The 25,231-nt window shown below is 72.9% G+C and carries 22 protein-coding genes, 1 pseudogene and 1 riboswitch; of the genes and pseudogenes, 9 read left to right on the top strand and 14 right to left on the bottom strand.

Translation table 11 applies throughout. The annotated features are described in order from the left end of the window. Positions 1-48: 48 nt before the first annotated feature. The 7 genes from ACF089_RS07940 to ACF089_RS07910 all read right to left on the bottom strand — a co-directional run bounded on the left by ACF089_RS07940 (position 49) and on the right by ACF089_RS07910 (position 9,875). Entirely contained in the window at positions 49-1,758 is a 1,710-nt protein-coding gene (locus ACF089_RS07940; RefSeq protein WP_392023319.1) for an AMP-binding protein, read from the bottom strand. Further along, a complete protein-coding gene (locus ACF089_RS07935) occupies positions 1,755-3,887 on the bottom strand; it encodes an FAD/NAD(P)-binding protein (protein WP_392023316.1) in 2,133 nt (710 codons plus the stop codon). Before ACF089_RS07935 ends, ACF089_RS07940 begins: the two co-directional genes overlap by 4 nt. A 256-nt stretch (positions 3,888-4,143) precedes the next feature. After that, the gene (locus ACF089_RS07930) at positions 4,144-5,619 is read right to left on the bottom strand and encodes a methylaspartate mutase (protein WP_392023314.1); all 1,476 of its coding nucleotides are present in this window, start codon (positions 5,617-5,619) and stop codon (positions 4,144-4,146) included. Next, complete coding sequence (locus tag ACF089_RS07925) at positions 5,616-6,257, bottom strand: cobalamin B12-binding domain-containing protein (RefSeq protein WP_392023311.1); 642 nt, start codon at positions 6,255-6,257, stop codon at positions 5,616-5,618. The genes ACF089_RS07930 and ACF089_RS07925 overlap by 4 nt, the downstream gene beginning before the upstream one ends. Positions 6,258-6,877: 620 nt before the next feature. Next, a complete protein-coding gene (locus tag ACF089_RS07920) occupies positions 6,878-7,924 on the bottom strand; it encodes a helix-turn-helix transcriptional regulator (RefSeq protein WP_392023308.1) in 1,047 nt (348 codons plus the stop codon). A gap of 180 nt (positions 7,925-8,104) precedes the next feature. Beyond that, on the bottom strand, positions 8,105-9,187 hold the full coding sequence (locus ACF089_RS07915) for a sensor histidine kinase (RefSeq protein ID WP_392023305.1): 1,083 nt from the start codon (positions 9,185-9,187) through the stop codon (positions 8,105-8,107). Continuing rightward, positions 9,180-9,875: a response regulator transcription factor gene (locus ACF089_RS07910; protein ID WP_392023302.1), complete on the bottom strand. Its 696-nt coding sequence runs from the start codon at positions 9,873-9,875 to the stop codon at positions 9,180-9,182. The genes ACF089_RS07915 and ACF089_RS07910 overlap by 8 nt, the downstream gene beginning before the upstream one ends. 247 nt (positions 9,876-10,122) lie before the next feature. Here ACF089_RS07910 and ACF089_RS07905 point away from each other — a divergent pair, with 247 nt between their 5' ends. After that, complete coding sequence (locus ACF089_RS07905) at positions 10,123-11,382, top strand: serine hydrolase domain-containing protein (protein ID WP_392023299.1); 1,260 nt, start codon at positions 10,123-10,125, stop codon at positions 11,380-11,382. A 196-nt stretch (positions 11,383-11,578) separates the two neighbouring features. Here ACF089_RS07905 and ACF089_RS07900 read toward each other — a convergent pair whose 3' ends face one another. From ACF089_RS07900 to ACF089_RS07885, 4 genes are all read right to left on the bottom strand, one after another. Next, a complete protein-coding gene (locus ACF089_RS07900) occupies positions 11,579-12,184 on the bottom strand; it encodes a GNAT family N-acetyltransferase (RefSeq protein WP_392023296.1) in 606 nt (201 codons plus the stop codon). A 284-nt stretch (positions 12,185-12,468) separates the two neighbouring features. Beyond that, complete coding sequence (locus tag ACF089_RS07895) at positions 12,469-13,116, bottom strand: GNAT family N-acetyltransferase (RefSeq protein ID WP_392023293.1); 648 nt, start codon at positions 13,114-13,116, stop codon at positions 12,469-12,471. A 176-nt stretch (positions 13,117-13,292) separates the two neighbouring features. Then, a complete protein-coding gene (locus ACF089_RS07890; protein ID WP_392023291.1) occupies positions 13,293-14,378 on the bottom strand; it encodes a response regulator in 1,086 nt (361 codons plus the stop codon). A 4-nt stretch (positions 14,379-14,382) separates the two neighbouring features. After that, complete coding sequence (locus ACF089_RS07885) at positions 14,383-14,592, bottom strand: hypothetical protein (protein ID WP_392023289.1); 210 nt, start codon at positions 14,590-14,592, stop codon at positions 14,383-14,385. Positions 14,593-15,139: 547 nt separating this feature from the next. Here ACF089_RS07885 and ACF089_RS07880 point away from each other — a divergent pair. Further along, the gene (locus ACF089_RS07880; RefSeq protein ID WP_392023286.1) at positions 15,140-15,814 is read left to right on the top strand and encodes a hypothetical protein; all 675 of its coding nucleotides are present in this window, start codon (positions 15,140-15,142) and stop codon (positions 15,812-15,814) included. 349 nt (positions 15,815-16,163) lie between these two features. Here ACF089_RS07880 and ACF089_RS07875 read toward each other — a convergent pair. After that, positions 16,164-16,862, bottom strand: a pseudogene (locus ACF089_RS07875) (zinc-binding dehydrogenase); the annotation flags it as partial. A 144-nt stretch (positions 16,863-17,006) separates the two neighbouring features. On the opposite strand from ACF089_RS07875, the gene ACF089_RS07870 reads away from it, so the two are divergent. The 5 genes from ACF089_RS07870 to ACF089_RS07850 all read left to right on the top strand — a co-directional run bounded on the left by ACF089_RS07870 (position 17,007) and on the right by ACF089_RS07850 (position 23,176). Continuing rightward, positions 17,007-17,354, top strand: coding sequence for a hypothetical protein (locus tag ACF089_RS07870; RefSeq protein WP_392023284.1), 348 nt, complete (start codon positions 17,007-17,009; stop codon positions 17,352-17,354). A 276-nt stretch (positions 17,355-17,630) separates the two neighbouring features. Beyond that, positions 17,631-18,581 carry a helix-turn-helix domain-containing protein gene (locus tag ACF089_RS07865; RefSeq protein ID WP_392023281.1) on the top strand — a complete coding sequence of 317 codons (951 nt, stop codon included), beginning with the start codon at positions 17,631-17,633 and terminating at the stop codon, positions 18,579-18,581. A 497-nt stretch (positions 18,582-19,078) separates the two neighbouring features. Next, positions 19,079-20,404, top strand: coding sequence for an FG-GAP-like repeat-containing protein (locus ACF089_RS07860; protein WP_392023278.1), 1,326 nt, complete (start codon positions 19,079-19,081; stop codon positions 20,402-20,404). Between the two features lie 110 nt (positions 20,405-20,514). Beyond that, positions 20,515-21,639, top strand: coding sequence for a transglycosylase family protein (locus ACF089_RS07855; protein WP_392023276.1), 1,125 nt, complete (start codon positions 20,515-20,517; stop codon positions 21,637-21,639). Positions 21,640-21,673: 34 nt separating this feature from the next. Beyond that, the gene (locus tag ACF089_RS07850; RefSeq protein ID WP_392023273.1) at positions 21,674-23,176 is read left to right on the top strand and encodes an endonuclease/exonuclease/phosphatase family protein; all 1,503 of its coding nucleotides are present in this window, start codon (positions 21,674-21,676) and stop codon (positions 23,174-23,176) included. Between the two features lie 177 nt (positions 23,177-23,353). Here the strand turns inward: ACF089_RS07850 and ACF089_RS07845 are convergent, their stop codons facing one another. Together ACF089_RS07845 and ACF089_RS07840 are read right to left on the bottom strand one after the other, a co-directional pair. Then, positions 23,354-23,659: a hypothetical protein gene (locus ACF089_RS07845; protein WP_392023270.1), complete on the bottom strand. Its 306-nt coding sequence runs from the start codon at positions 23,657-23,659 to the stop codon at positions 23,354-23,356. After that, positions 23,656-24,060, bottom strand: a complete 405-nt coding sequence (locus tag ACF089_RS07840; protein WP_392023267.1) for a hypothetical protein — start codon at positions 24,058-24,060, stop codon at positions 23,656-23,658. The genes ACF089_RS07845 and ACF089_RS07840 overlap by 4 nt, the downstream gene beginning before the upstream one ends. 175 nt (positions 24,061-24,235) lie before the next feature. Beyond that, a riboswitch (guanidine-III (ykkC-III) riboswitch) is annotated at positions 24,236-24,300 on the top strand. A gap of 19 nt (positions 24,301-24,319) precedes the next feature. On the opposite strand from ACF089_RS07840, the gene ACF089_RS07835 reads away from it, so the two are divergent. Beyond that, positions 24,320-24,634, top strand: a complete 315-nt coding sequence (locus ACF089_RS07835) for a DMT family transporter (RefSeq protein ID WP_392023265.1) — start codon at positions 24,320-24,322, stop codon at positions 24,632-24,634. Then, the gene (locus ACF089_RS07830) at positions 24,634-25,002 is read left to right on the top strand and encodes a DMT family transporter (RefSeq protein ID WP_392023263.1); all 369 of its coding nucleotides are present in this window, start codon (positions 24,634-24,636) and stop codon (positions 25,000-25,002) included. Before ACF089_RS07835 ends, ACF089_RS07830 begins: the two co-directional genes overlap by 1 nt. Positions 25,003-25,231: the final 229 nt, after the last annotated feature.

The following is a 25,231-nucleotide window of genomic DNA, read 5'->3' as shown; positions in this document are numbered from 1 at the left end:
GAGGGCCGCCGGGGCGTGCGCGCGGCCGCCGGGGGCGTAGCGGGTTCATCATCCGGGGCGGTGTTCCGGGCCCGGGGGCTCGTCGCGCAGGGCCGAGCGGCGCAGCTTTCCCGACGGGGTGCGGGGCAGGGAGGTGCGGAACTCCAGGGCGCGGATCCGCTTCTCCTCGGGGAGTTCGGCCCGCAGCAGGGCGAAGACCGCGCGGGCGGCGGCGCCGGGACGGGAGCCGGGCGCGAGGACGGCGTACGCCTTGGGGACCTGGCCGCCGGCCGGGTCCGGGGCAGGGACCACGGCGGCCTCGCGGACGGCCGGGCAGCGCAGTACGACGGCCTCCAGTTCCTGGGGGGAGACGCGGTGGCCGAAGGAGTTGAACTGGTCGTCGGTGCGTCCCAGGCAGCGCAGGATTCCGTCCGGGGAGCGGATCATGAGGTCTCCGGTGCGGTAGAGGCCGCCGGCGAACGCCTCGGCGGTGCGTGCGGGGTCGCCGGTGTAGCCCCGCATCAGCCCGACGGGGTTCTCCGCGAGGTCGACGCACAGCTCGCCCGGGGTCTCGTCGGCGGCCTCGCGTCCGGTGTCGGGGTCGATCAGCAGGGCCCGGCAGCCCGGCAGCGGCCTGCCGATGCGGCCGGGCAGCGGGGTCGTGCCCGGCGTCCAGCCGATCCGGGCGGTGGTCTCGGTCTGGCCGTACCCGTCGCGTACATCGACGCCCCACGCCCGCCGGAAGGATTCGAGCAGCCCCGCGTCCAGGGGTTCGCCGGCGGACACCGCCTCCCGCAGCGCGAGCGGCCGGGGTCCGGGGCCGGCGGCGAGGAGGGCGCGCCACACGGTCGGCGGGGCGCAGAAGGAGGTGACGGCGCGGGTGCGCAGCACGTGGAGGACGGTGTCGGGCCGGGCCGAGTGGGCCGAGTCCAGCGCGACGACGGCGGCCTCCGCGTTCCACGGGGTGAACAAGGAGCTCCAGGCGTGTTTGGCCCAGCCGGGTGCGGAGACGTTGAGGTGGACGTCGCCGGGGAGCAGTCCGTTCCAGTACATGCCGGAGAGATGGCCGATCGGGTAGCTGGTGTGGGTGTGCTCGACGAGTTTGGGCCGGGTGGTGGTGCCGGAGGTGAAGTACCGCAGCAGCGGATCGTGCGCGCCCGTGGGCCCGTCGGGGCGGAAGGACGCGGAGGCGGTGCGGTGGTCCTCGTACGGCTTCCAGGGGGGCCCGGCGGCGGGTACGGCGATCGCGAGGGGGACCTCGGGCTGCCACTGCCGTGATCTGTCGATCAGTGTGGCGTCGGCGATGACGCAGCGTATCCGGGCGCGTTCGACGCGGTCGGCGAGTTCGGCGGGGGTGGCGGTGATGTAGGTCGGGACCAGGACCGCGCCGAGTTTGACGCAGGCGAGCATGGTCTCCCACAGCGCTTCCTGGTTGTCGAGGAGCAGGAGGACGGCGTCGCCCCGTCTCACGCCGAGGCCGCGGAGCCGGTTCGCGACCCGCGCTGAGCGGCGGGAGAGTTCGCCCCAGGTGAGGACGGCGTCGTCCTCGGGACGGGGTCCGCGCACCAGGCGCAGCGCTGTGCGGTCCCGGCGGGCCGGGTCGGCCGCGACGGTGTCGAACCAGTCGAGTGCCCAGTTGAAGGCGGCGGGGCGCGGCCACCGGAAGTCGCGGTGGGCGGCGGCCGGGTCGGTGCGGTGTCGCAGCAGGGTGTCGCGGGCCGTCCGGAACGCGGTCGTGGCACCGGACGGGGGCGGGAGCGGGAGCGGTCGGGTGTTCATCGCGGGGCCTCGTTCGTGGCGGGGTGCGAAGTCGGGGGCGGGACGGGGACGGGTGCGGGGACGGGCAGGGCCGGGACGGGTGCGGGGACGGGCAGGGCTGGGACGGGTGGCGGGACCGGGACGGGTGCGGACCGGCTCTCTGCGGGTGGCAGGGCCGGGACGGAAGAAGCCGGTGCGGGTGGGGCGGGGTGTTCGCGGGCGGGGCGCGGGCACGGCGCTCCCGCGGTCCCGGGCGGCGGCGGGCGGTCGGCGAGCATCGCGGCCGCGACGGCGTCGGCCTCCCGGTGGAAACGGGTGGGCGCGCCGGGCCTGCCGCTGCCGACCTGGGTGAACCAGCGGGTGTGCTCGGTGGGGATGCCCAGGGCGTAGAGACCCGCCGCCGGCTCGCCCCGGCCGTTCAGCACCCGGCCGCAGCCGTCGGTGACGTCGAGACCGCCCGTCGGGTGCCGCTCCCCGTCCGGGCTCACGGTCACGAACTCCCTGATCAGCCCCTGCGCGAGAAGCCACCGGGTGAGAGGCGAAGTGTCCCGGCGCAGGTCCGGAGCCGGGACACGGGCCTCCACCAGCACGGCGGCCGTGCGGACGGAGCCCCGCACACGGGGCGAGGAGACCGCGAACAGGCCGCTCGCCTCGTCGGCGCGAAACGCCGCCTGCGGGCCGACGACCTCGACCAGACCCTCGCGGATCAGCGCGCGAAGCTGCTCCACCCGTTCGGCGGGCGGGCCCGCCGACAGAAGCGAGTTGCAGGGGAGGAAACCGCGCACGAAGTCCTCCCGGTGGGACCGGGGAAGCAGCCCGCCGTGGTCGACGGCGTCCCGGAGCGTGGAGCGGATGTCCCTCAGCACGTCCAGCGCGGCCTTCGACGGACCGCCGACGTTGCCGAGCGCGGCCTCGGCCAGATCCTGGTCCAGGACCTCGAGGACCCGCGCACGGAACTGCCCGGGCCCCGAGAAGTCCTCGCCGGCGAACGGCCGGGCCAGCGCCGCCAGATCGAGCGGCGGGACGCCGCTCAGCCCCTCGCCGGCGAGAAGGGGCGCGGGGTCGCGGCCGCCGTGCAGGGCGGCGGCGTGACGGGCCGCGAAACGCGCCGCGCGCCGGGCCCCCGAGCGCGACCGGACGTGCGCCGTCCAGTAGACGTGTTCCAGCTCCTTCAGCAGCAGCGGCAGAACGTCCGCGGCGAAGTCCAGCCGCGGATCGCCGCCCGTGGCCGCGGCACGCCGTGCCCGGGCAGCCGCGAGCGCGGACGCGGTGAGGAACAGCGCGTGATGACGGTGACCGGGGCACTTCTCGTTGCGCCCGCGCGCGGGAATCGGAAGCCCCCCGCGGGACCCCGCGACGATCCGCGGCTCCCGCCCGCCGGACTCGTACCGCAGCAGCCCGCCCGGGGCGCGGACGAAGCGCCCGCCGCGCCCCACCGTGAGAGTGAGCAGCACGTCGTAGAAGGAGAGTCCGAGCCCCCGCACGGCGACCGGGGCGCCGGGCGGGATCGCGGACTCGTCGAGTTCGGCCTCCAGATCGGCCGCGGAATCGCCGCGCACGTAGTGCACGCCCGGGCGCCGGCGGGCGAACTCCAGCAGTTCGCGCTCCGAGGCGTCGGGTTCGGTGGGCGGATGGCCGGTCGCGAGCAGGACCGCGTGGGCGCGCAGGGCGTACGGGGGGCGGTCCAGGGTGAGCCGGTAGCCGCCCGTGGTCAGGGGCGCGATGGCGTCGACCCGGGCGGTGTGGGCGACGAGCCGCGTGCGGGGCGGCAGATGCGCGGCGATCGAGCGGTGCACGGAGCGCAGGTAGCGGCCGTACACGGCCCGGGGGGCGTAGTCGTCGGGTCCGGTCACCCGTTCGCCGGGCCGGGCGTGCGCGGCGAGCCATTCACCGAGCGAGGGACCCGCGCCCGGACGCGGAGGGCCGCCGTCCGGGCCGCCGGAGTACATGGTGACCTGGCCCGCGACGGTGTTCATCGTGTACCAGCCGGACTGGTCGGTGCGCCAGATCCGTCCCGCGCCCACCTCGTGGGCGTCGATGGCGTGGAGGGTGACGTCGGCGGGCCGCCGGCCCGCGCGCCGGGCTCGGGCCGCTTCCTCGGTCAGCCGTACGGCGAGCCGTTCCAGTACGGCGATTCCGCGCGGGCCCACGCCGACGACGGCGAGGGAGAGGGAGGGAGCGGGCGCAGCACCGGGTGCCGTTGCGGGAACGGGAACGGGCGCCGTTGCGGGCACAGCACCGGGTGCCGCGGGAACGGAGCCGGACGGCGCTGCGGGCACGGGACCGGGTGCTGCTGCGGGCATGGCGGTCTCCCTCGTTCGTCCCTGGCCGGGGGGCCGGTCCGGGGTCCGCGGGAAGGGGCCCGCGGTGTTCACGGGGTGGCGGGGGGTGTGTCGCATGGGGTTCTCACCGCTTCTGTCGAACAGGGGTGGAGGGGGCCGGGCCGGAGGGCCGGGGCGGGGGCTGGACCACGGACGGGCCAGAGGGCGGGTCAGGGGGCGGGAGAGGCTGGGGCGGGCCGGGAGGTTCGGGAGGCGCGGCCGGGAGCGGGGCGAGGGGCTGGGGTTCGCCGTCGTGGGCCCGCTGGACGTACGCCAGCATGTCGAGCAGGTCCCCGGCCTTCAGCGGCCGGCCCTCGCGGCCGGACGGGCTGCGCACCGGCATCGCCCCGCCCTCGCGCCACTGCAGGCTGCCGCGCCGGTCGATGAAACCGCGCGCGCGGTTGGCGTTGTCGGGATGCAGGCAGTAGGGCACGTCCAGCAGCCCGGCGGCGAACGCGCGGACCAGAGCCGTGCCGACGTCCGGTGCGAGACCGAGGACGGTCTCCACCAGGGTGCGGGCCTCGGCGAGGACGCCGAACTCGCCTGCGGCCACACCGCGGTGACCGGGCTCCGGACGCGGAGTGCGCCGGGCGGCGGCCGCCGCCTCCTCCAGCGCCAGGACGTTCTCCTCGACGGTGGGGATACGGTGCGCCTCGGCCGGGGTCTTCACGATGAGCCGCTCCACACCGCTGCGGGCGGCGAGTTCCGCACTCGCCCGCAGCAGCCGCAGCGCGCCGGACCGCGAGCGCGGGAAGACGCCCATGTAGGTGTAGAGCACCAGATGCACATCGGCTCCGGGAAGATACTCGGCCGCCAGAGCCCGCAGCGCGCCGACCGCCTCGGCGTCCTGGGCCGGACTGGTCTGCTGGGCATAGCTCAGAGAGATGCTGCGCAGCCCGTGCCGGCGGAAGAACAGCCCTTCCAGGACCCCGATCGCGACCAGCAGCGAGGGCGGGCAGAGCTGCCCGAGCAGACAGCCGCCGAAGCTCTCCAGATGAGCGGCGCCGCCGGACCGCTCGGCGAGCAGTTCACAGCTGCGGGCCCACGCCTCGACCGAAGCCCGCAGCGGGGTACGGCTGTAGGGCAGGCAGTACGAGACCGGACCGCCTTCGGTCGCGTCGAGCCCCGCGTCCAGCAGAGTCCGCACGATGACGTACGGATCGGCCGAGCCATGGCGTATCTGCACAGCGAAACCGGACGGCTCGTCCACAAGGCCCTCCAGCATCCGCCGGGTCACACCGGGGCCGTGCGCGACGAGCGGGTAGCCGTTGAGAGCGGCGCCGGAGCCGAGCGCGGCACGGGCACGGGCATGGTCGCCGACCCGGGTGTAGCTGTCGAGGGTGACGGTGCCGACCGTACGGGCGCGCGCGGCTCTCACCGCCAGCAGCCCCCGCCGCATCGCTGCCGGGCCGGGGAATCCCATACGCGGCTGGACCACCAGTTCTCCGCGCCGGCGCGCCGCCTCGACGGCGGCGGCGAACGCGGAGAGCGGCCGGGGGCGTACGGCGTTCCCCCCGGGGGCGGCCGGGGTGTTCCGTCCTGGGCGGTGCGGGAGGTTCACGGCGATCCTTCCGAGGCGGCGCACCCGCGGAGCGGCCCGCTGTCGTGCACAGGCTCGTACGCGGTCTCGTACGCGGTGGGGCGCGCGGCAGGGTTCGCGATGGGGTGCGCCGGGCGGTGCCCGGGGCGGTCGTGTGCCGACTCGTGTGCGCCGGCGAGTACCGGTACGGCCCGGCCGAGGCTGCGGCAGAAGTCCCCGGTCGGGACGCCGTCCTCGAAGACCGCGTCGAACCCGGCCTCGAGCAGCCGGGGTCCGTGGGCGCCGGAGGCGCCGTCGACGCCCAGCTTGCCGCCGATGACCGCGAACAGGCGCAGCAGTTCGGGATCGCGCCGCAGCCGGGCGATGACCCTGCCGCCGTCCAGGGCCCCGTGGCCGTTGACACTGCTGAGCACCAGGGCGTCGGGGCGCAGCCGGCGACAGGCGTCGATCAGCAGGTCGTCGGGGACACAGCTGCCGAGGTTGGTCACCCGGTACCCCATCTCCTCGAGGAGCAGATGAAGGAAGACGAGATTCCAGGTGTGGGCGTCGGAGGAGACACCCGAAACGAGGACATGCCGACGCGGGGGCGCGGGGCGCGCGTCGGCCGGTCCGGGGAACGGCCGTCGGGGAGCGACAGGAACCGGGGAGAGGGAGGTCATGAGGTGGTCTCCTCAGTGACTCGGAGCCCAGGGCGCGGGGGGCGCGGGGCCGGGGGCACGGTTCTCACTCCGCGTCCGGACCCCCGGGAGCCCGGGGGACACGGGGCGGAACGTGATCCGTACGGCCCGTACGGGCCGGGTTCGTACTTGCTCTCCGAGTCTGTGCCGGGGTGGCGCAAGGGGGTATCCCGAGTCCTGGGGGGGGTGGGATTCCCCAGCCGGGCGGCGTCTTCCAGACACGGGACCGAACGACACCACCCCAGGCACCAGACCACAGGCGCCGCAGCCCCAGGCACCGTACGAGGGGGGGCTCAAGCGATCAGACACCGGCCGGGTACCAGGGACAGCGAGGAATCAGCCGGTACGGGAGGAGAGGCCGCACACGGTCGGCCCTCCCACACCGACCGGGCACGGGAAGAGGACGATTCGCCTTCCGTACCCGGGCGGGTACGGGCACGCCGGCCCGGCCGGCGCCCCACACGCGGCCGTCACGCCAGGAGGAGGAGACCCGAGAGCACACAGCCGGGACAGAACACGCAGCAAGCCGGCAGGGACGGACGGAAGGCGAGGCCACCGGGGCCAGACGGGGAGGCGGGCCGGTCACCGGGGCCTGCGGACGGTCAGTGACCGAGCGCGGCGATGAGTTCGTCGCGGCCGTCCGCGCCGGTCTTGCGGAAGACCGCCTTGAGGTGGTCGTTGACCGTGTGCACCGACAGATCGAGACGGCGGGCGATGCGCTGGGAGGCCGCGCCCGAGCGGAGTTCGTCGATCACGTCACGCTCGCGGGGCGTGATCCCGTACCAGGCGCAGAACGACGGCAGGACCAGCTCGCCGACGGGGGCCTCGATCACCAGCGCGACGTCACCCGCGTCGCCGAGCGTCTGCCCCTGACAGACGATCCAGCGGCCGCAGACAGCGGGCGGGGAACAGATCAACGGCACGGAAGCGTTCCGCGGGCGTTCCGGGTTCCGGGTCTCGAGGGAGAGCGCCATCAGGAAGACCTCGGGCATCCAGTCCGGGACGATCCGCCGGCCATGCACACGGAAAAGATCCAGCCACGCACCCGCCTGCGGACTCACCGTTCTGACCCGGTGGTCGGGTCCCATCGTGATCACCCCAGCCGGCAACGCCGCCACGGCCGGCAGCAGCGGGCCCGCGAGAACGTGCTGCCGGACGGTGCCGATCAGCGCGGGCGCGAGGAGGCCGGCCAGGCGGGCGTCCTGGGCGTCGAAGGGCGGCCCGCCCTCGAAGCGGATCAGGGCGAGCACCCCCCAGACGCCGTGCTCGTCGCACAGCAGCATCCGAAGCTCGGACACGGCCTGGTGCGCCGCGAGGACCTCGGCGCGCCGCCGGTCGGCCGGGGGCAGGAACGGGTCACCGACGGTGATGACGTGGGCGGCTCCCGGGACGGCCGTTTCGGCGGGGCCGGTCCCTTCGTGGCGGTGGCGGACGAGCGCCCTGACGAGCCCGGGCGGGAATCCGTGCCAGAAGCTGAAGCTTCCGAAGCCGAGGCCGATCGCCGGGTCGGAGCCGACGAGGCTGAAGGCGTCGTGCGGGAGGACCGGGGCGATCAGCAGGGAGAGCATCCGCCCCCGGTCGTCGGCGTCGGCCCGCTGGACCGCGACGTAGCCGAGTTCGCGTGCCATCCGCCGGTCATCGACCGTCATACGACGCATAACCCAAAGTTATCACTTTGTCATATTTTTCACCATCTTGATTGAACGTCACACTATTTCTCCTGGTGGACCGAGCCGCGTACGCGGCCGCACCGGACACCGGGGTGCGCGAACGGGCGAGAACCCCGATCCGGTACCGCGAGTCGTGGCCCCTGACGAGCCGGCGGCCCCTCACCCGCCGGTGCGCGGAGCCGCCGCGGGCAGTTCCACCGTGACGCGGAGTCCCCCGGCGGAGCGCGGAGTGAGGGTGAGGGTCCCGTCGTGGGCCCGGGTGATGGTGTCGACGATGGCCAGGCCCAGGCCGACGCCCGCGTGGTCGGTGTGGACGCGCTCGGTACCGCGCTGGAAGGGCTCGGTGAGGGTCGAGACCCGCTGCGGAGTGAGCAGGTCGCCGGTGTTCTCGACCGTGAGCATGACGGTGCCGGGGCGGGCGCCGGTATGGATCCACACGGTGCCGCGCCGGGGCAGATTGTGGACGATGGCGTTCTGCAGAAGGTTCGTGACCAGTTGGAGCAGCAGCGGCGGCGATCCCGCCGCCTGGGCGACGTCACCGCTGGTCTCGAGGGTGACCCCGTGCCGTTCCGCGAGGAAGAGGAGCGTCTCGGCGGCTTCCTCCGCCACGAGGGACAGGTCGGTCCGTTCGCGGGTGAAGGTCCGCCGGTCGGCACGGCTGAGCAGCAGGAGCGCCTCGGTGAGGTCGATGGCCCGGGTGTTGACGGTGTGGAGACGGTCGACGAGTTCGCCGGCGCCGTGACGGGGATCGGAACGGGCCACGTCGAGCAGCGCCTTCGAGATCGCGAGCGGGGTGCGCAGCTCGTGGGAGGCGTTGGCCGCGAATCGCCGCTGTCCGGCGACGTGCGCCTCGAGCCGGGCGAGCATCGTGTCGAAAGCGTCGGCGAACTCACGGAACTCGTCCATGCGGCCCGGCAGCCGTATGCGGTGGGAGAGCGACCCGTTCGCGGCCATCCGGGCGGCGCGGGTGATGCGGTGCAGCGGGGCGAGCATGCGGCCCGCGAGAAACCACCCTCCTCCCAGGCCGAACACCAGCAGGAACACCATCGTGACCGCCGCCACCGGAACGAAGTCCCGCGCGACGGAGAGTCGGTACTCGGGTACGAAGACGAGCCCGACGTGCTGGACCCGGGTCAGGAACAGCCACCCGGCGACGAGCGTCAGAGCACCGGCCAGCACGAGGAATCCCGTATAGCTGAGGGTGAGTTTCAGGCGAACGCTCGCTCCGGGCCGCCTATCCACGGCGTCCCCCCTCCTCCCCGGCCGGGGACACCGCGTCAATCCGGTAACCCACACCGGGCACGGTGGCGATGAGCCAGGGTTCGCCGAGACGTTTGCGCAGCGCCGAGACGGTGATGCGCACCGCGTTGGTGAACGGGTCGGCGTTCTCGTCCCACGCCCGCTCCAGAAGCTCCTCCGCGCTGACGACACCGCCTCCGGCGGCGACGAGGACCTCCAGCACGGCGAACTGCTTACGGGTGAGCGCGACGTACCGGCCCTCGCGGTGGACCTCCCGGCGGAACGGGTCCAGCCGCAGCCCCGCGATCTCCCGCACGGGAGGCCTGTTGTGGGCGCGCCTGCGGTCGAGCGCTCTGATCCTCAGGACCAGCTCCCGGAGTTCGAACGGTTTGGTGAGATAGTCGTCGGCGCCGAGCCCGAACCCGGAGGCCTTGTCGTCGAGCCGGTCGGCGGCGGTGAGCATGAGGATGGGCGTACCGCTGCCGGAGGCGACGATGTGCCTGGCGATCTCGTCCCCGGACGGCCCCGGGATGTCGCGGTCGAGAACGGCGATGGCGTAGGCGTTGACGCTCAGCAGCCGCAGCGCGGTGTCGCCGTCACCCGCGATGTCCGCCGCGATCGCCTCCAGACGCAGGCCGTCGCGGACGGCTTCCGCCAGATAGGGCTCGTCCTCGACGATCAGCACGCGCATGCCGGCCAGACTACGAGCCCGCGCCTATCGCCGGCGTATCGAAAACCGCGTACGCGCCGACAGCGCCGTGCCGCCGCGACCGGAACCGAACCCTTCCTCACGGCGCCGGCCGGGCGACGCCCGCCTCGGGGTGTATCGCGGACGTATCGAGAAACGCATACGTCACCGCAACACTCCCCCGCCTTCAGTGGAGGCATGGGCGGCCGCGCGTCGACGGCCGGCCCTCGGCTCAGGAAAGGAACTGCTCATGGACTCGGATTCCGTACGGGGTCTCGACCGGCGGCGGCTGCTCGGGTGGAGCGGCGGGCTGGCGGCGGCCGGCGTGGCGGCGGCCGGGGCGCAGCTGGTGGAGGCCCCGCCCGGCCACGCCGCCCCGGCCTCGGCCGGTCCCGGCGCCGTCCCGCCGGAGACCCGCCCCGGCGGCGCCTACGACCGGTTCGTGGCGAAGCTGGCCGCCGAGGACCGGTTCTCCGGTGTGGTGCTGCTGTCGCACCGGGGCCGGACGGTGCTGTCGCGCAGCTACGGCATGGCCGACAAGGAGAAGGGGATCCGCAACCACGAGGACGTCGCGTTCAACCTCTCCTCGGCGGGCAAGCCGTTCGGCGCGGTGGCCGTCCTGCAGCTCGCGCAGCAGGGCAGGCTGCGGCTCTCGGACACAGTGGGGACCCATCTGAGCGGCTTCACCCGAGAGATCGCCGAGCGGGTGACCCTCCACCATCTGCTCTCCGGCACGTCCGGTCTGAACACGCCGGCGGAGGACCTGCGGCGCGTCTTCCACAGCCGGGACGAGGTCTACGCGTTCTACGAGCGGTGGGCCCGGGAGTCGAAGCCGGTCGCCGCCCCGGGCACGCCCACCGACCACGCCGGGGCCGAGGTCGCCATTCCCGCGCTGATCGTGGAGGCCGTGACGGGCACCAGGTACTGGGACTACGTCGAGAAGCACATCTTCGAACGCTGCGGCATGACCGGCACGGCGTTCCGCACCAGGCCGCAGTGGCTCACCGACGAGCGCGTCGCGCACTCGTACATGCGGCAGGCCGACGGGAGCCGGGTGGACGCCGTACGCAATCTGGACAAGGGCAGCCCGGACCCGCACCAGCTGGGCAAGAACCCGGGCCGCAGCTTCATCGATCCTCCCGGGGACGGCGGCTTCGCCACCGCGCCGGACCTGGTCCGGTTCGCGCACGCGCTGGGCGACGGCACGCTCCTGGACCGGCCCTACGCCGAGGTGGCCACCGCGGCCAAGATGCCCCTCGCTCCCCAGGGCGGCGGCCTGACGGGGCGCGCCGCCCCCGCGGACGCGTCGTTCACGAGCTACACGATGCCGATCAGCCTCGTCGGCGGCCAGTGGGTGAAAGGGCGCGCCGGCGTCAACCCCGGCAGCGTCGCGAGCTGGAACATCTACCCGTACACCGGCTGGGTCGGCGTCGTCCTCGGCAACTACGACGATGTGCCGTTCCAGGAGATCATCCAGCAGGAGATCCAAGCCGTCACCGGCCGACGCTGACTGAGCGATCGACCGGGGCGCGTTCGGTCCCGGGGGTTCCGCGCCGGTCCCGGGTGACTCAGCGGGTGGGGCCGTGGTGCGCCGGCCGGCCGATGCCGTGTTCGACGATCCACGGGTGCGGGATCACGACGGCCTGTCCGACGGGCGGTCGCCGGTGCGCGTCGCCGGCCGGACCGCGGAAGGCCGGCCGGCGCTGCTACGGGTGCCCGCGTCGGGTCGAGAGCGTCGCCGGATCCCGCTCCGGGTGCAGGTCCAGCATCATGTCGAGCGACCGGGAACCGTCCGCCTCGGTGAAGTGGCCGACCGGTTGGAAGCCGTTCTTCTCGTAGTAGCGAACGGCGCGGGGGGTGTCGGCGCGGACGCCGCCCCACAGGATGATCCTCGTCCTGCCGAGCAGTCGTACGACCTCCGTGACGAAGGGGAAGGCGAGCGTCCCGAGTCCTCGGTCCTGCTGGTCGTCGGCCAGGGTCGGGCCGAAGCGGCAGTCAGTCGCCCCGGTGAGGCGGATGCCAGCATTCCGGTAGCGCTCGATGTCCGCGGGAGTCAGAGCGAGGCTGAACTCGAGAAGGCCGACGATCCGGCCGGACGGCGCGTCCTCAAGCACCAGCCTGAGCTTGTCGTGGCGCGCGATCGCGTCACACAGCTCCCGGGCGGCCGCGAGATCGTACCCGCCGAACGTGCTGAAGCGCCTCGATTCGGAGGACAGCGAACCGAGGAACTCGGCCAATGGTCCCGTATCGGCTCCGGTCAGGGGGCGGAGGACGACCTCCGGACCGCCCTGGGGTGTCAGACGGCTCGTCACGCGAAGGGGATCGGCGGCAATCTCCGACAGCGTCAGCACCTCACAGCAGCCTCTCTCTCCGAAACGGCTTCGAGAGCGGAGAGGCCACCGGCCCCGGGATTCCGCACGAACGATTGCCCCTCGCCGGCACGGCACCGTGATCCACAGCTCTTGGCCGGGGCTCGCCGCCGGGACTCCACCACCCCCGCCGGACGCGCATCCGGACCTGGGGGGGAATCCCGGAGTCGCGTCCGGTGCGCGCCGTTCCTCGGGGGCGGTGGTGGTCGGGCCGCGGGACCCGTCGGTCAGACGTCGGCGCCCGGCTCGCGGCGCATGCACCACACCGGGGGCCCGCCGTCGGCGCCCGGCAGTTCGGCGGTGGTGCGGAAGCCCAGACGTTCGTACAGCCGGACGTTGCGTCCGGTCGCGGTCTCCAGGTAGCACGGCTGCCCGGCCCGGTCGGCGGCGTCGAGGCCGGGGCGGATCACGGCGGCGCCCAGCCCCCGGCCCTGCGAACCGGGGTCGACGGCGACCGCGCCGAGGAACCACACCGGCTCCTGCGGGCGGTACGCCTCCACCACGGCCTCCGTCGCCTCGTAGGCGGCCGCCCGGTCGCCCGCCAGCTCGGCGATCAACGGGCCGACCTCGACGAACCCGGGCGTGGGGTCCTTCTCGGGAGTCGTCCACACGGCGACGGCACGGCCCTCCCCGCCGACCCACACCCGGCCGTACGGCATCCCGATCCGCGTGAGGAACAGCTCCTGGAGCCGTCGCACCCGCTCCTCGTGACCGTCCGCGGCCACCACATGCCGGGTGTACGGATAGTCCGCGAACGCGCCCGCCAGGGTGCGCACGGCCGCGGGGACGTCCGCGGAGGTCGCGGGACGTACGGAGCCGGGGTCGGCGGAGGCGGGGATGCCGGGGCCGGGAATGCCGGGGCCGGGGGGTGTCATGAAGTCGTACTCCTGGAGTCGGGGGGCGAGGCCGCGCCGGAGGAACGGCCGGGAGAAACGATCAAGCAGAGAGCGGGGTCCCCGCAACCGGGTTTTCGGCGGGCGGGCGCGGTGCGGGCGGGCCGGGACGCGACCGGTCCGGCGGGGAGCGCCGTCACGGGACGGACGGGGAAGCGCTAGCCCTTGGGGTGCTGGCCCGCCCGTTCGAGGTGGATCTCGGTGAAGACGGCGACCTTGGCCCGCAGGGCCCAGGGGTCGAAGGGCTTGCTGATGTAGTCGACCGCGCCGGCCGCGTACCCGCGTGCGGTGTGTTCGGGATCGACGCCCATCGCGGTGAGGAAGATGATCGGCACATCCCTGTTGCGGGGGCGGCGCTTGATGTGGGCGGCGGTCTCGTAGCCGTCCATCTCGGGCATCTGGACGTCCATGATGATGACGGCGAAATCGTCGTGATGGAGCAGCGCCTTGAGGGCTTCGCGGCCGGAGGCGACGGTGACGAGTTCCTGGTCCAGCGTCTCGAGGACCGCTGTCATCGCGAGCAGGTTGTCGGGCTGGTCGTCCACGACGAGGATCTTGGGCATGCGCTGCGGCAGGGGGTGAGGCAGGGCCGTTGGACGTTCGACGGCTTCGAGCTGGCGTTCCAGCAGGTCGCAGCGCGCCTCCGCGTCCGCCCGCTGTGCCTGCGCCACCTGGAGTTCGCTTCCCAGCCGTGTCACCTCCTGGCGCAGGACGTCGCGCTCGCCCAGCAGCTCCGAGACGTCGGGGTGGGCCGCCGCCAGCTGGCCGGCGCGTTCGCGCTCGGCGGTGAGCATGGCCTCCATCTGGTTGAGACGCACCTCCAGGTCGGCGATCCGGTGCTTGCGGTCCAGCAGGGCATCGCCCAGGACGTCGCCCCGGACGCTGGAGCGGCGCGAGACGTGGTCGGCGTCGGCCAGCTGCTGCTCGATGATCTGTACCGCGTGCTTCGGCGAGGAGTTGGCGTCGAACGCCGAACCGTAGAGCCCGCGTACGTACTCGATGGTCTCGGGAGTGACGGTGGTGCCACGGTGCTCCGCGAGATCGGTAAGCATGTCCATGATGACCGGCCAGGGAGGTAACCGGGTCCCGTTGAGGTAGCGGGAGAACGTCCCCGGGTCACGCCGGCGTCTCGCCGCGTACCGGCGCACCGACACCTCCAGTCCCTCGAACAGCTCCCGCAGGACCTCGGCCAGCGCCCGTGACTCCTGTGTCAGATCTTGTCCCAGCGGCCGCAGTTCGCCCATGGCGCTACACCTTCCCGCCGGCGTCGCCGGTGCTCTCCGAGGTGATCAGACGGTCGAAGAACGGCACCGCGAGTCCGGTGACGGCGAGGCCGGCGAGCAGGCTGCGCGGTGCGCCTTCTCCGGCCAGCCAGGACAGCGTCCCCGCCGCCGCGCCGCTGAGCACCGCGAGCAGGAAGACCAGGGCCGTTCTCAGCGGAAGCAAGGGCCGATCCACATGATTCTCCATTCGTCCGTCCCGCGTCCCGAGCCGTGCGGGGTGGGTGTCCGTTCGGCAGTCCGCCGAGTGGGTGACACACAGCATGGAGCGTCACAGGGGTGTTGCCGTGCGTCATCGGGGAAAGAGGCAACGAAATCAGCCGTCGCGACGGATCCGGCGCAGCTGGAGGCGGCTGTCCCCGCAGATCAGAGTGCTGAGCGGGCGGCGTGTTGCCAATGCGTTGCCGTGCAACGTTGGCACGGCGGTGCGGGAGCGGCGGGCAACACCTCCCGGGGCCGGTCCAGGACGACGCCCAGGCCGTGGACGTCCCGACGCGCCGCCCGGTTTCCGCGCCGCGGGAGCCCAGGCCCCGGGCCCCATCCACGCGCGGCCCGTCCTCCCGGACCGACCGGCCGGCTTCGTGCGGGGCGGCGGGCCGTGGCCGGCGTCCGGTCGTGCCGTCGATCGGCTCGCGGAGGATGTCCGGGTGACCGGCCGATGGGATCCGCGCGCGGCCGGCTCGGGTACTCCGCACTCTCGCCTTCGGCAACCGCCGCTTCCACGAGTGGCGGGTGAACGGTGCGCCCGGGTGCTGGTCCGCCACGGGCGGCGGGGCCGTCGCCGATTCCGTACGAAGATCCTGGCCGGGCTGACGGTCCTGGTCTGCGCGCTCGCTACCATCGGCGGAATGGTCAGCGATGCGATCACCGGACTGCGCCTGCGGGGCGTGCCCACCGTCGGGCACATCGACTTCGAGGCGCTCGACGCGTACCGCTTCGCGGACGGCGGAGGGTTCCCCGCGTCGTATCGTGCTTTCGTTCGCCGTGCCGGGTGGGGACGCGCCTTCGGGCTGTGGCTGGTCTATCCGCCGGTCCTCCCGGGGTACGCCGACGGCTGGCACGGCCGGGGAACGGAGCTGACGAGGCGTTTTCGCGCGAGCTGCCGGGACGGAGAGAACGAGGCGTTCGACTGGATGGTGGAACCGGACGGGAACTGGTCCCTGCCCGCCTCGCTGGAGGTCTTCGCGTGGAGCGAGAACGGCGACGCGCTGCTCTGGAACAGCTCGGCCCGTGACCCGGACGGCGAGTTCCCCGTCTGGGAGTCACGCTCTCTCAACTCCCTGCACCGCCTCGGCCCGGACCTTCACCAGGCGCTGCCGCTGATACGCGCTCGATCCGCAGACACCCTGGGGTCCCGCCCCTTCGATGTGGAACCGCTTCGCGCCGCCCGCCTCGAATAGTTCACGGCCCCCTTCGCGACGCCACTCCTCCCTTCGCGAAGCCACGCCCCCTTCACCGCCGATGCCGAACCGGACGCGTCTCCGCGCCGGCGGCAGAGGCGGCCTTCCACGGACCGCGCGCCCGCCCCACGACAGCGAAAGGCTCCGGCCCCCTGAGGGGGCCGGAGCCTTGATCGAGCGCTGGGCAGGCCTCGCACCTGCATCCCCCCACGGGAAGTGGGGTGTCTTTCCTTGGACCACCAACGCCGGTCCCACCGCCGTGAACCACGGCCGCGAGCACATGATCACTATATCGCAGGAACAGCCGCCTTGGCTCGGGCCGCCGATCGCGGCCCGAGGCGTCCGCGGGTCAGGGCACGGTGATGACGATCTTGCCGCGCGCGTGGCCGACGGCGCTGACGTCATGAGCTGTGGCGGTCTCCGCCAGCGGGAACACGGCGGGCAGCGGGACGGCGAGGCGGCCGTGGTCGGCGAGGTCGGCCGCCAGGGAAAGTCCCGCCCAGCCCGGCGACCCTCCGGCCTCGGAGCGGGCGAACCGCACTCCGTGCCGGTCGGCGTCGAAGTCGGCGATGGTCACCACGCGGCGCGGGTCACCGACGATGGCCACCAGTTCGGCGAGAGAGCCCTTGCCGGCGGCGTCCAGAGCCACATCGACACCGAGCGGGGCCAGCGGGGCGAGGCGATCGGCCGGCCCCGCCCCGTAAGTGACCGGTACGACGCCGAGCCGGCCGAGGAATCCGCGGTCGCCTTCGCTCGCGGCGCCGATCACGGTGAGGCCGCGGGCCTGGGCGAGTTGCGCGGCGATGGAGCCGACGCCTCCGGCGGCGCCCTCGATCAACGAGGTCATGCCCTCGACGGCTTCCAGCACACGTGTGGCCGAGTCGATGTCGCCCGCGGCGCCGCCCGCCTCCTCGAACGACCACGACCACGACCGGGGCTTGGACGCCCACGCCTCCAGTACGGCGTACTGGGCCGCGGCGCCGCCCCGGTCCCGGAAGGGGACGAGGCCGAAGACCGCGTCCCCCACGGCGGTGCCGGTCACCCCCTCTACCGGCACTTCCCGACACGCGGCTCGCTGATCGCCGCCGCGTTCGCCGAACAGCTCGGCCGGTGCGTCGCGGCCCTCGACGAGGCCCTGCGGGACGACGATCCCTGGCGCGGACTTCGCGATGTCCTCACCCAGGTGTGCGTGATGCAGGCCCAGGGCCGCGGGTTCGGCGCCGCGTTCCTCTCCCGGTTCCCCGACGCGCCCGACGTCCACCGTGAGCGTGCCCGCGCCGAGGCGGGCCTCGCCCGGCTGATACGGCGCGCGAAGGACACCGGACGGCTGCGCGCGGACGTCGACCCCAGCGACGTCACCCTCCTGCTCCTGGCCGACAACGGCGTCGTACGAGAATCCCCGGCGGCCTCCATGGCCGCGTCCCGCCGCCTGCTCGCCCACTTCCTCCAGTCCTGCCGTCCGGCGGACGGCACGCCCCTGCCCCGGCCCGCGCCGCTCCGCCTCGACGACCTCTACGGGCCACCGCGCCGAACGGGGTGACCGCCGGGCGTCCTCGTACCGCCGGACGCCGAGTGCGGCGGGAGCGGTGGCCGGCCACCGCCGGTTCGCCGTCGCCCAGCGGCGGTCGGCCACCGCTGGGCGACGGTGAACCGGCGGGCGGCCCTTCGGCGATCTCCGGTCGTCGGCTCGGACTCCGACTACGCGCGCGATCACCGGCGGCGGCTGTTCGGCCGGGGCCCGCCGAGGCGATGCTCTCTCACGGGTTCTGTTGTTCTGTGCGCCGTCGAGAGCTGGAGGGCTGTTGTGTGGTTCTGGGTGTCGACCGACGATGTCGCGGCGGAGGACCGGGCGGACTGGTATCACGATGTGGTGTCCCAGACGGTGGCGCCCCATCGCCTGGTGATACCCGACCGGACGGCGTTCCGCGCGCGGGCCGGCGTACTGGGGATCGGGCGGATCGAGCTGTCCCGGCACGCCCACACCGACCATCGGGCCTGGCGCACCGAGCGGCTGATCCGCCAGAGCGACCCCGAGCACTACATCCTGGCGCTGATCACCCAGGGGACGAAGGGGATCTCCCAGTCCCGCAACGACACCAGGGCCGACCCGGGGGACATGGTCTTCTTCGACACCTCACACCCCTACGCCGCCGGCAATCCGGGCGTCGACGACCCCGTCATGTCCCTGCTGCACATCCCCCGCGACCTGATCAGGCTCCCCGCGGACCGTCTGGACGCGGCGCTCGGCAGCCGGCTCAGCGCCCGCCGGGGCATCGGCGCCGTCCTCCGCCAGTTCCTCATGTCCCTGGAAACGCTCGGCGCCGAATGCACCCCGCAGGAACTCCAGCTCCTGGAACGGCCCGTCCTCGACCTCGTCTCCGGGGTCCTCGCCCAGCAGCTCGACGCCTGGGACAGCCTCCCCGCCGGGACCCGCAACCAGGTCCTGCTGCGGCGGATCGACGCCTTCATCGACCACCATCTCGCCAACCCCGAGCTGACGCCCCGGGCCATCGCCGCCCACCACCACATCTCCCTGCGCACGCTCCACAGCGTCTTCCAGTCCTGCGGCGAGACCGTGGCCGCCTCCATCCGCCGACGACGTCTGGAGCGGGCCCACGCCGACCTCGCCGACCCCGGGCAGGCCTGCCGGCCCGTCCACACGATCGCCTGCCGCTGGGGCTTCACCAGCCCCGCCGCCTTCAGCCGGGCCTTCCGTGAGGCGTACGGCCTATCACCCCGTGAACTGCGCGGTTCCCGACCCGGCTGATCAGCCCGCACAGATAGTCAACAACCTTGCACTACGCGCCAACTCCCGGACCGGGCGACGCCCTAGCGTGTGACGGACCAGGCCCGGGGTGCGGATACGCGCCGCGGACGCGAAGGAGGCGGGTGCGGGACCGGGCCGGGTGCGAGCCGCGCTGACGAGCGCGGAGCGGTACGCGCGGAACGCCGAGGGGGCAGGCACGGCCTCCCGCGCCCCTCGTCCACCCGTCTGCCCGTCGTCCACCCGTCTGCTCGCTTGCCCGTCCGCCCGCCCCGGTGTCCGTGCCGGACGGATCGGCTCCAGCCGTCTCCCGTCCACCCGGGCACCCACCCGCCGCCGCCGGCGCGACCCTCACGCACACCGTCCGGCGGGCGTGCGCCGAGGGGCGCGTCACCCCGCCGGAGCGCCGCCCCTCGGGCTCCCCCGCGCCTCCGGCCCGGCTCCGGCGCCGTCCGCCCTCTCTCTCCGTCCACCGACCCGATCGGAGTATTGACGTGTCCATGCCCTCACTGCGTTCCGTTCTCACCGCCGCCGCACTCGCCGGCGTCGTGCTCGCCACCGTCCTCCCGGCCAACGCCGCACCCGCCCCGGGGGCCGCCGTCACCGGACAGGCCCCGAGCGCCGCGTCGAGCGTGGGCGGCCCCATCAGCCGCGGCGAGATCCTGCAACGCGCGCAGTACTGGGTCGACCAGCGCGTTCCGTACAGTCAGTCCGCCTTCCACGGGGACCCGCAGGGCCGTACGTACCGGACGGACTGTTCGGGCCTGGTGTCCATGGCCTGGCGTCTGACCGGGAGCGCGGTCACGGGGACGCTCCCGCAGTTCTCGACCGGGCTGGCGAGTCTGGACGACCTCCAGCCCGGGGACGCGCTGAACGACGTCGAGACGCATGTGATGCTCTTCGTCGGCTGGACCGACAGCACCCGCACCAGGGCCGAGATCATCGAGCACGCCAGGCCCGGAACCGTCGCCCGCAAGGAGTCGTACCCGCGCAGTTACCTCATCGACAAGGGCTTCAAGCCCTACCGCTACAACAAGGTGACCGACAGCCCGGTGACCGTTCCGGACAAGGGCATGACCCATGTGACCCCGGTCGGCGATCTGACGGGCGACGACATCCCCGACGTCATCGCGGTCCAGACGTCCAACGGCGACCTCTACCGCTACACCGGGCCGGCCTACACCGGCGGCGCCGCCCGCGTGAAGATCGGCAACGGCTGGAACGGCATGAGCGATGTCGTGGGCACGGGGGACCTGACGGGCGACGGCATCGCCGACATCATCGCCGTCGACGCCGACAACGGAGACCTCTACCGCTACACCGGACCCGCCTACGCCGGCGGCACCAGGGCCAAAATCGGCACCAGCTGGGACGCCATGACCAACATCACCCCCGTCGGAGACCTCACCGCCGACGGCATCCCCGACATCATCGCCGTCGAAAAAGCCACCGGAGACCTCTACCGCTACAGCGGCCCCAACTTCACCGGCGGCGCCGCCCGAACCAAGATCGGCAACGGCTGGAACACCTACTCCACCATCGTCGGCACCGGCGACCTCACCAACGACGGCAAAGCCGACATCATCGCCGTCCACGCCGAGAACGGAAACCTGTACCGCTACTCCGGACCGCACTACAACGGTGCGACCAAGGTGCAGATCGGCAACGGCTGGCACGCCATGACCAACCTGACCGGAGTCGGCGACATCACCGCCGACGGCATCCCCGACCTCCTCGCGGTCAACGCCAAGTCCCAGAAGCTGTACCGGTACTCGGGACCGGGCTTCGCCGGCGGCAGCGCGGTGCAGATCGGCAACGGCTGGTAGCACGCCCTCAGCGCGGCGGCGCCCCGAACCGGCGGCGCCGCCCGTTCCAGCCCCTTCCCGTCGTCGAACCGAGGTGCCTCATGCCCGTACGCCCCCGCACGAAGTCCGTCATGGCGACTCTGGTCGCCGCCCCGCTCGCCGCTCTGCTCCTCCCCCTGCCGGCCGCGCCGCCCGCGGCGGCGGCCTCCGTCGCCACCTGGGACAAGGTCGCGCAGTGCGAGTCGGGCGGGAACTGGAGCATCAACACCGGCAACGGCTACTACGGAGGACTCCAGTTCTCCCGGTCCACCTGGGACGCCTTCGGCGGCAGGCAGTACGCCGCCTACGCGCACCAGGCGACCAAGGAGCAGCAGATCCGTATCGCCGAGAAGGTCCTGGCCACCCAGGGCGAGGGCGCATGGCCCAACTGCGGACGCGCGGCAGGACTCGGCAGCGACCCCGCCGATCCGTACCCCGCGGAGCCGCCGCGCCCGCAGTCCAAGATGGCGCACCTGACGCCGGTCGGGGATCCGACGGGCGACGGGCGGCCCGACATCATCGCGGTGGAGAAGGCCACCGGGGACCTCTACCGCTACGCGGGACCGGGCTTCGCCGGCGCCGCCGCCCGGCTGAAGCTGGGGTACGGCTGGAACGGCATGAGCGATGTCGTGGGCACGGGAGATCTGACGGGCGACGGCATCGCCGACATCATCGCCGTCGACGCCGACAACGGAGACCTCTACCGCTACACCGGACCCGCCTACGCCGGCGGCACCAGGGCCAAAATCGGCACCAGCTGGGACGCCATGACCAACATCACCCCCGTCGGAGACCTCACCGCCGACGGCATCCCCGACATCATCGCCGTCGAAAAAGCCACCGGAGACCTCTACCGCTACAGCGGCCCCAACTTCACCGGCGGCGCCGCCCGAACCAAGATCGGCAACGGCTGGAACACCTACTCCACCATCGTCGGCACCGGCGACCTCACCAACGACGGCAAAGCCGACATCATCGCCGTGAACAAGGCCGACGGGGATCTCTACCGGTACTCGGGCCCTCATTTCAACGGCGGCGGCAAGCTGCGGATCGGCAATGGCTGGGGCTCCATGACGAGCCTGACCGGAGTCGGCGACATCACCTCCGACGGCATCCCCGACCTCCTCGCGGTCGACCCCGCCACCGACCGTCTCTACCGCTACTCGGGACCCGGCTTCACCGGCGGGAGCCGTGTCCAGATAGGCGTCAACTGGTAGTCCCCGCCGGACCTCTCAACCCTCTGGAGCATTCATGAGACGCGTCATCTCCCTCTGGGCCGGACTCAGTACGGTCGTCCTGGCCCTCATCGGCACCCTGGTCCTCGCTCCCGCCGCCCAGGCGGACAGCGTGGCCGGCCCCGACGCCCCGCCGGTCCGCTTCGTCAGCTACAACATCTGCGGCAACATGTGCGGCGACGCGGGCGGTTTCGACAACGCTCGCCGTATCGACACGGTCGTCGCCGAGGCCTCGGGCGCCACCTGGAACGCCGACCAGCTGCACCTTCAGGAGGTGTGCCGCCCCCAGTACGAGGCGATCCGCACCAGGCTTCAGCCGAAGGGATTCCAGGGGCTGTTCACCACCACCCTCCCCGGACGCCCGGGACTGTGCGGCGGAGCCGACTACGGAGTCGCCGTGCTGGTCAAGGGACCCGTCGTGGACACCAAGGAACTCAATCTGACGATCGGCGGCGAGTCCGAGCCGATCAAGGTCCCCTGCGTCAAGACCTATACGCAGAACCGCGCCAACTGGGCCTGCTCGGTGCATCTCTACTGGAGCGACGCCTCGCTGCGCGAGCAGGAGGCCGCCCTGCTCGCCGCTCAGGCCCGGCAGTGGCTCGACGCCGGAACGCCCGTGGTGCTCGGCGGTGACTTCAACGGCGGGCCCCGCTCCAAGATGGCCTCCTCCTTCTACGAGCCCGGCATCAACGACGGAGGCCGGGGCGACTTCATCGAGGCGGACGAGACGGACCGCGACCACTTCGTCGCGGACCCGTGCCGCGCCGACGGCCGTGACCGCTGCCGCAGCGGCGAGCCGACCCTGAACTCCACGAAGATCGACTATCTCTTCCTCTCCGCCCGCCACTTCAAGAACGCCAAGGCGGAGGTCCTGCCCCAGGACCCCCGGGTCTCGGACCACCGGCTGATCCGGGGCGCCGCGTACTGGGCCGACTGCGGCCCCGTCGGCAACTCCTCGGGCTCGCTCTTCCGCAGGGACGCCTCCGGCGCGCTCTACCGCTACGCGGGCCGCGGCGACGGCTCGATCGCGGGCGCCTGCAAGGTCGGTACGGGCTGGAGCGGTATGAAGGCCGTGACGCAGCAGGGCTCGGCGCTCCTCGCCGCCGACGCCGGCGGGGTCCTCTGGCGCTACCCGGCCGACCCCGCCACCGGCGCGTACTCGGGCTCCACCCGGGTCCGGGCGGGCGACGGCTGGGACGCCATGGACGCGCTGCTCGCGCCCGGTGACTTCAGCGGCGACCAGAAAACCGATCTCGTCGGCCGCGACAACGCGGGCGACCTCTGGCTCTACCGAGGCGACGGCCAAGGCTCCTACACCCCCCGCACCAAAATCGGCAACGGCTGGCAGATCTACACCGCCCTGCTCGCTCCCGGCGACTTCACCGGCGACCAGAAAACCGACCTCATCGGCCGCGACAACGCGGGCGACCTCTGGCTCTACCGAGGCGACGGCCAAGGCTCCTACACCCCCCGCACCAAAATCGGCAACGGATACCCCGCCGGAGAACTGCTCTTCTGACGGATCGGCGTCCCCGTCCCGCGCCGGGAACACGGCGCGGGGCGGGGGCGTCCCGCGATCGGCCGTACGCGTTACGGCTGCGGCCCGTCGTCCGGTTCGGGCCGCAGCCGGTACGGTCGGCCGCCGGGCGCCCCCGCAGCGGGGCCGCGCGACGGTACGGCCTCGACTCCGCCTCGCCTAGTTCCGGAACCGCTCCAACGGCGTGCGCCGACCGGCCCGGAAGTGGGTCAGGGCGGCGCCGATGTCGAGCGCCGAGCCGAAGAAGAGCACCGACCGGTCGGCTGCCACGAGGACCGTTCCGCCGCCGCGTGCTCGGTGCACGACGGCCACCGCCCCGTCCTCGGGCAGCAGCACGTGACCGAGGTCGGCGTCCGGAGCGACGCGACGGTACAGCGCACCGCCGAACTCGATGAGGCGACGCTGCTCGGGCGTGGGGTCCGGCCCGCGGGACGCCGACGTCTCTCCCCCACCGGCTTCCTTCACACCGCCGTCCCGTCCCCGTCGTGGACCGCCGCGAGGTCCGCGATCAGGTCCGCGTCGCGTATTCCGGGCAGGCTGTACCCCTCCGCCTCGTCCCAGGGGACGTCGAGGTCGTCCAGGTGCACACGCCACTCGGCGTCGGGAACGGCCCGGCGCAACGCCGACACGGAGTCCAGCAGATGGGCCGTCACCGGCAGCAGACGGGCGGGGTCGAAGGGCATCTTCGTGGACCCGGCGATGACCTCCCGCGGTTCGTCCTCGGCCTGGTCGTACACGTACAGGCCTTCCTCGTCGTCGTACGGGAAGGTCGCCGTGCGCGCGGCGACGACGCGCCTGACGGAGGCCGACTCCGCCTCGGTCAGGGGTGTCGCGCGGTGTGCCGTGTAGTAGAGAGAGACGCTCATGACGAAAGCGTAGGACCCGGGTCTGACAACGCGGGCCGGACGCCGGGGCGCTCCCCCCGCAGGCGCGGGTGCGGGCCGACTCCCGGATCGGCGGGGCGTCCGCGGGGACCGCCGTGACCTGGGCCACTCTCCGCGAACGGAGCGCGAGATCATCACTCCGCTGTGCTATACAAGAACCGAGGCCCGTACAGGGCCTGCGGACGACGGATCAGTACCCGCTCAGCGACAAGACTGGCCATATCAGGAGGTCAGTTCCGCCATGGCGTGGTTCATTCTCGTCGTATCAGGAGTGCTGGAGGCCGTATGGGCCACCGCACTGTCAGCTTCCAAGAACTTCAAGCGCCCCATCCCGACCGTCGTCTTCGGCGTCGCCCTCGCGGCGAGCATGACCGGTCTGGCATTCGCCATGAAGAGCCTGCCCACGGGAACCGCGTACGCGGTCTGGGTCGGCATCGGCGCGGTGCTCACCGCCGTCTGGGCCATGGCGACCGGCCAGGAGCGCGTCTCCACCGGGCGCGTGATCCTGCTGGTGGGTCTCGTCGGTTGTGTCGTCGGACTGAAGGCGGTCAGCTGATGCCTTGGGCGATTCTTCTCATCAGTGCCGTGTTCGAGGCCGTCTGGGCCACGGCCCTCGGTCTCTCCGACGGGCTGAGCAAGACCGGTCCCACCGTCGTCTTCTTCGTCGGGCTGGCGCTCAGCATGGCGGGTCTGGGCTACGCGATGATCCGGATCCCGATCAGCGTGGCCTACTCGGTCTGGATCGGCATCGGGGCGGCCCTGACGGTCATCTACGCCATGCTCACGGGCGAGGAGCCCGCTTCCGTGCTCAAGGGCGTGTTCCTCGGCGGGATCATCCTGTGCGTCATCGGCCTGAAGTTCGTCAAGACCAAGCCGGGGCCGAAGGCCGAGCAGCAGCTGCCGGAGGCGCAGAGCCCGCGGTGACCTCGGCCGGAGACCCCGGCGCGAGACCTCGGCGGGATGCGAGGCCGAGGTCTCCGCTCCGGTGTCAGCCGGACACGAGGACACCGCGATACCGCACCGCGCAGAGCCCGCCGGGCCGACCTTTCCAGGTCGGCCCGGCGGGCTCTTCCGCGTTCCGGAGCCGGGAGGCCCCGGCGCCGTCGAAACGGACGGACGCCTCGGTCCTGGCCGGCGGCGGGGCCGGGGACGG

The organism is Streptomyces sp. NPDC014894 (assembly GCF_043080985.1).
GTDB lineage: Bacteria > Actinomycetota > Actinomycetes > Streptomycetales > Streptomycetaceae > Streptomyces.
Note: the sequence above shows the minus strand (reverse complement) of the source record. Positions and strands in the feature narration are given on the sequence as shown.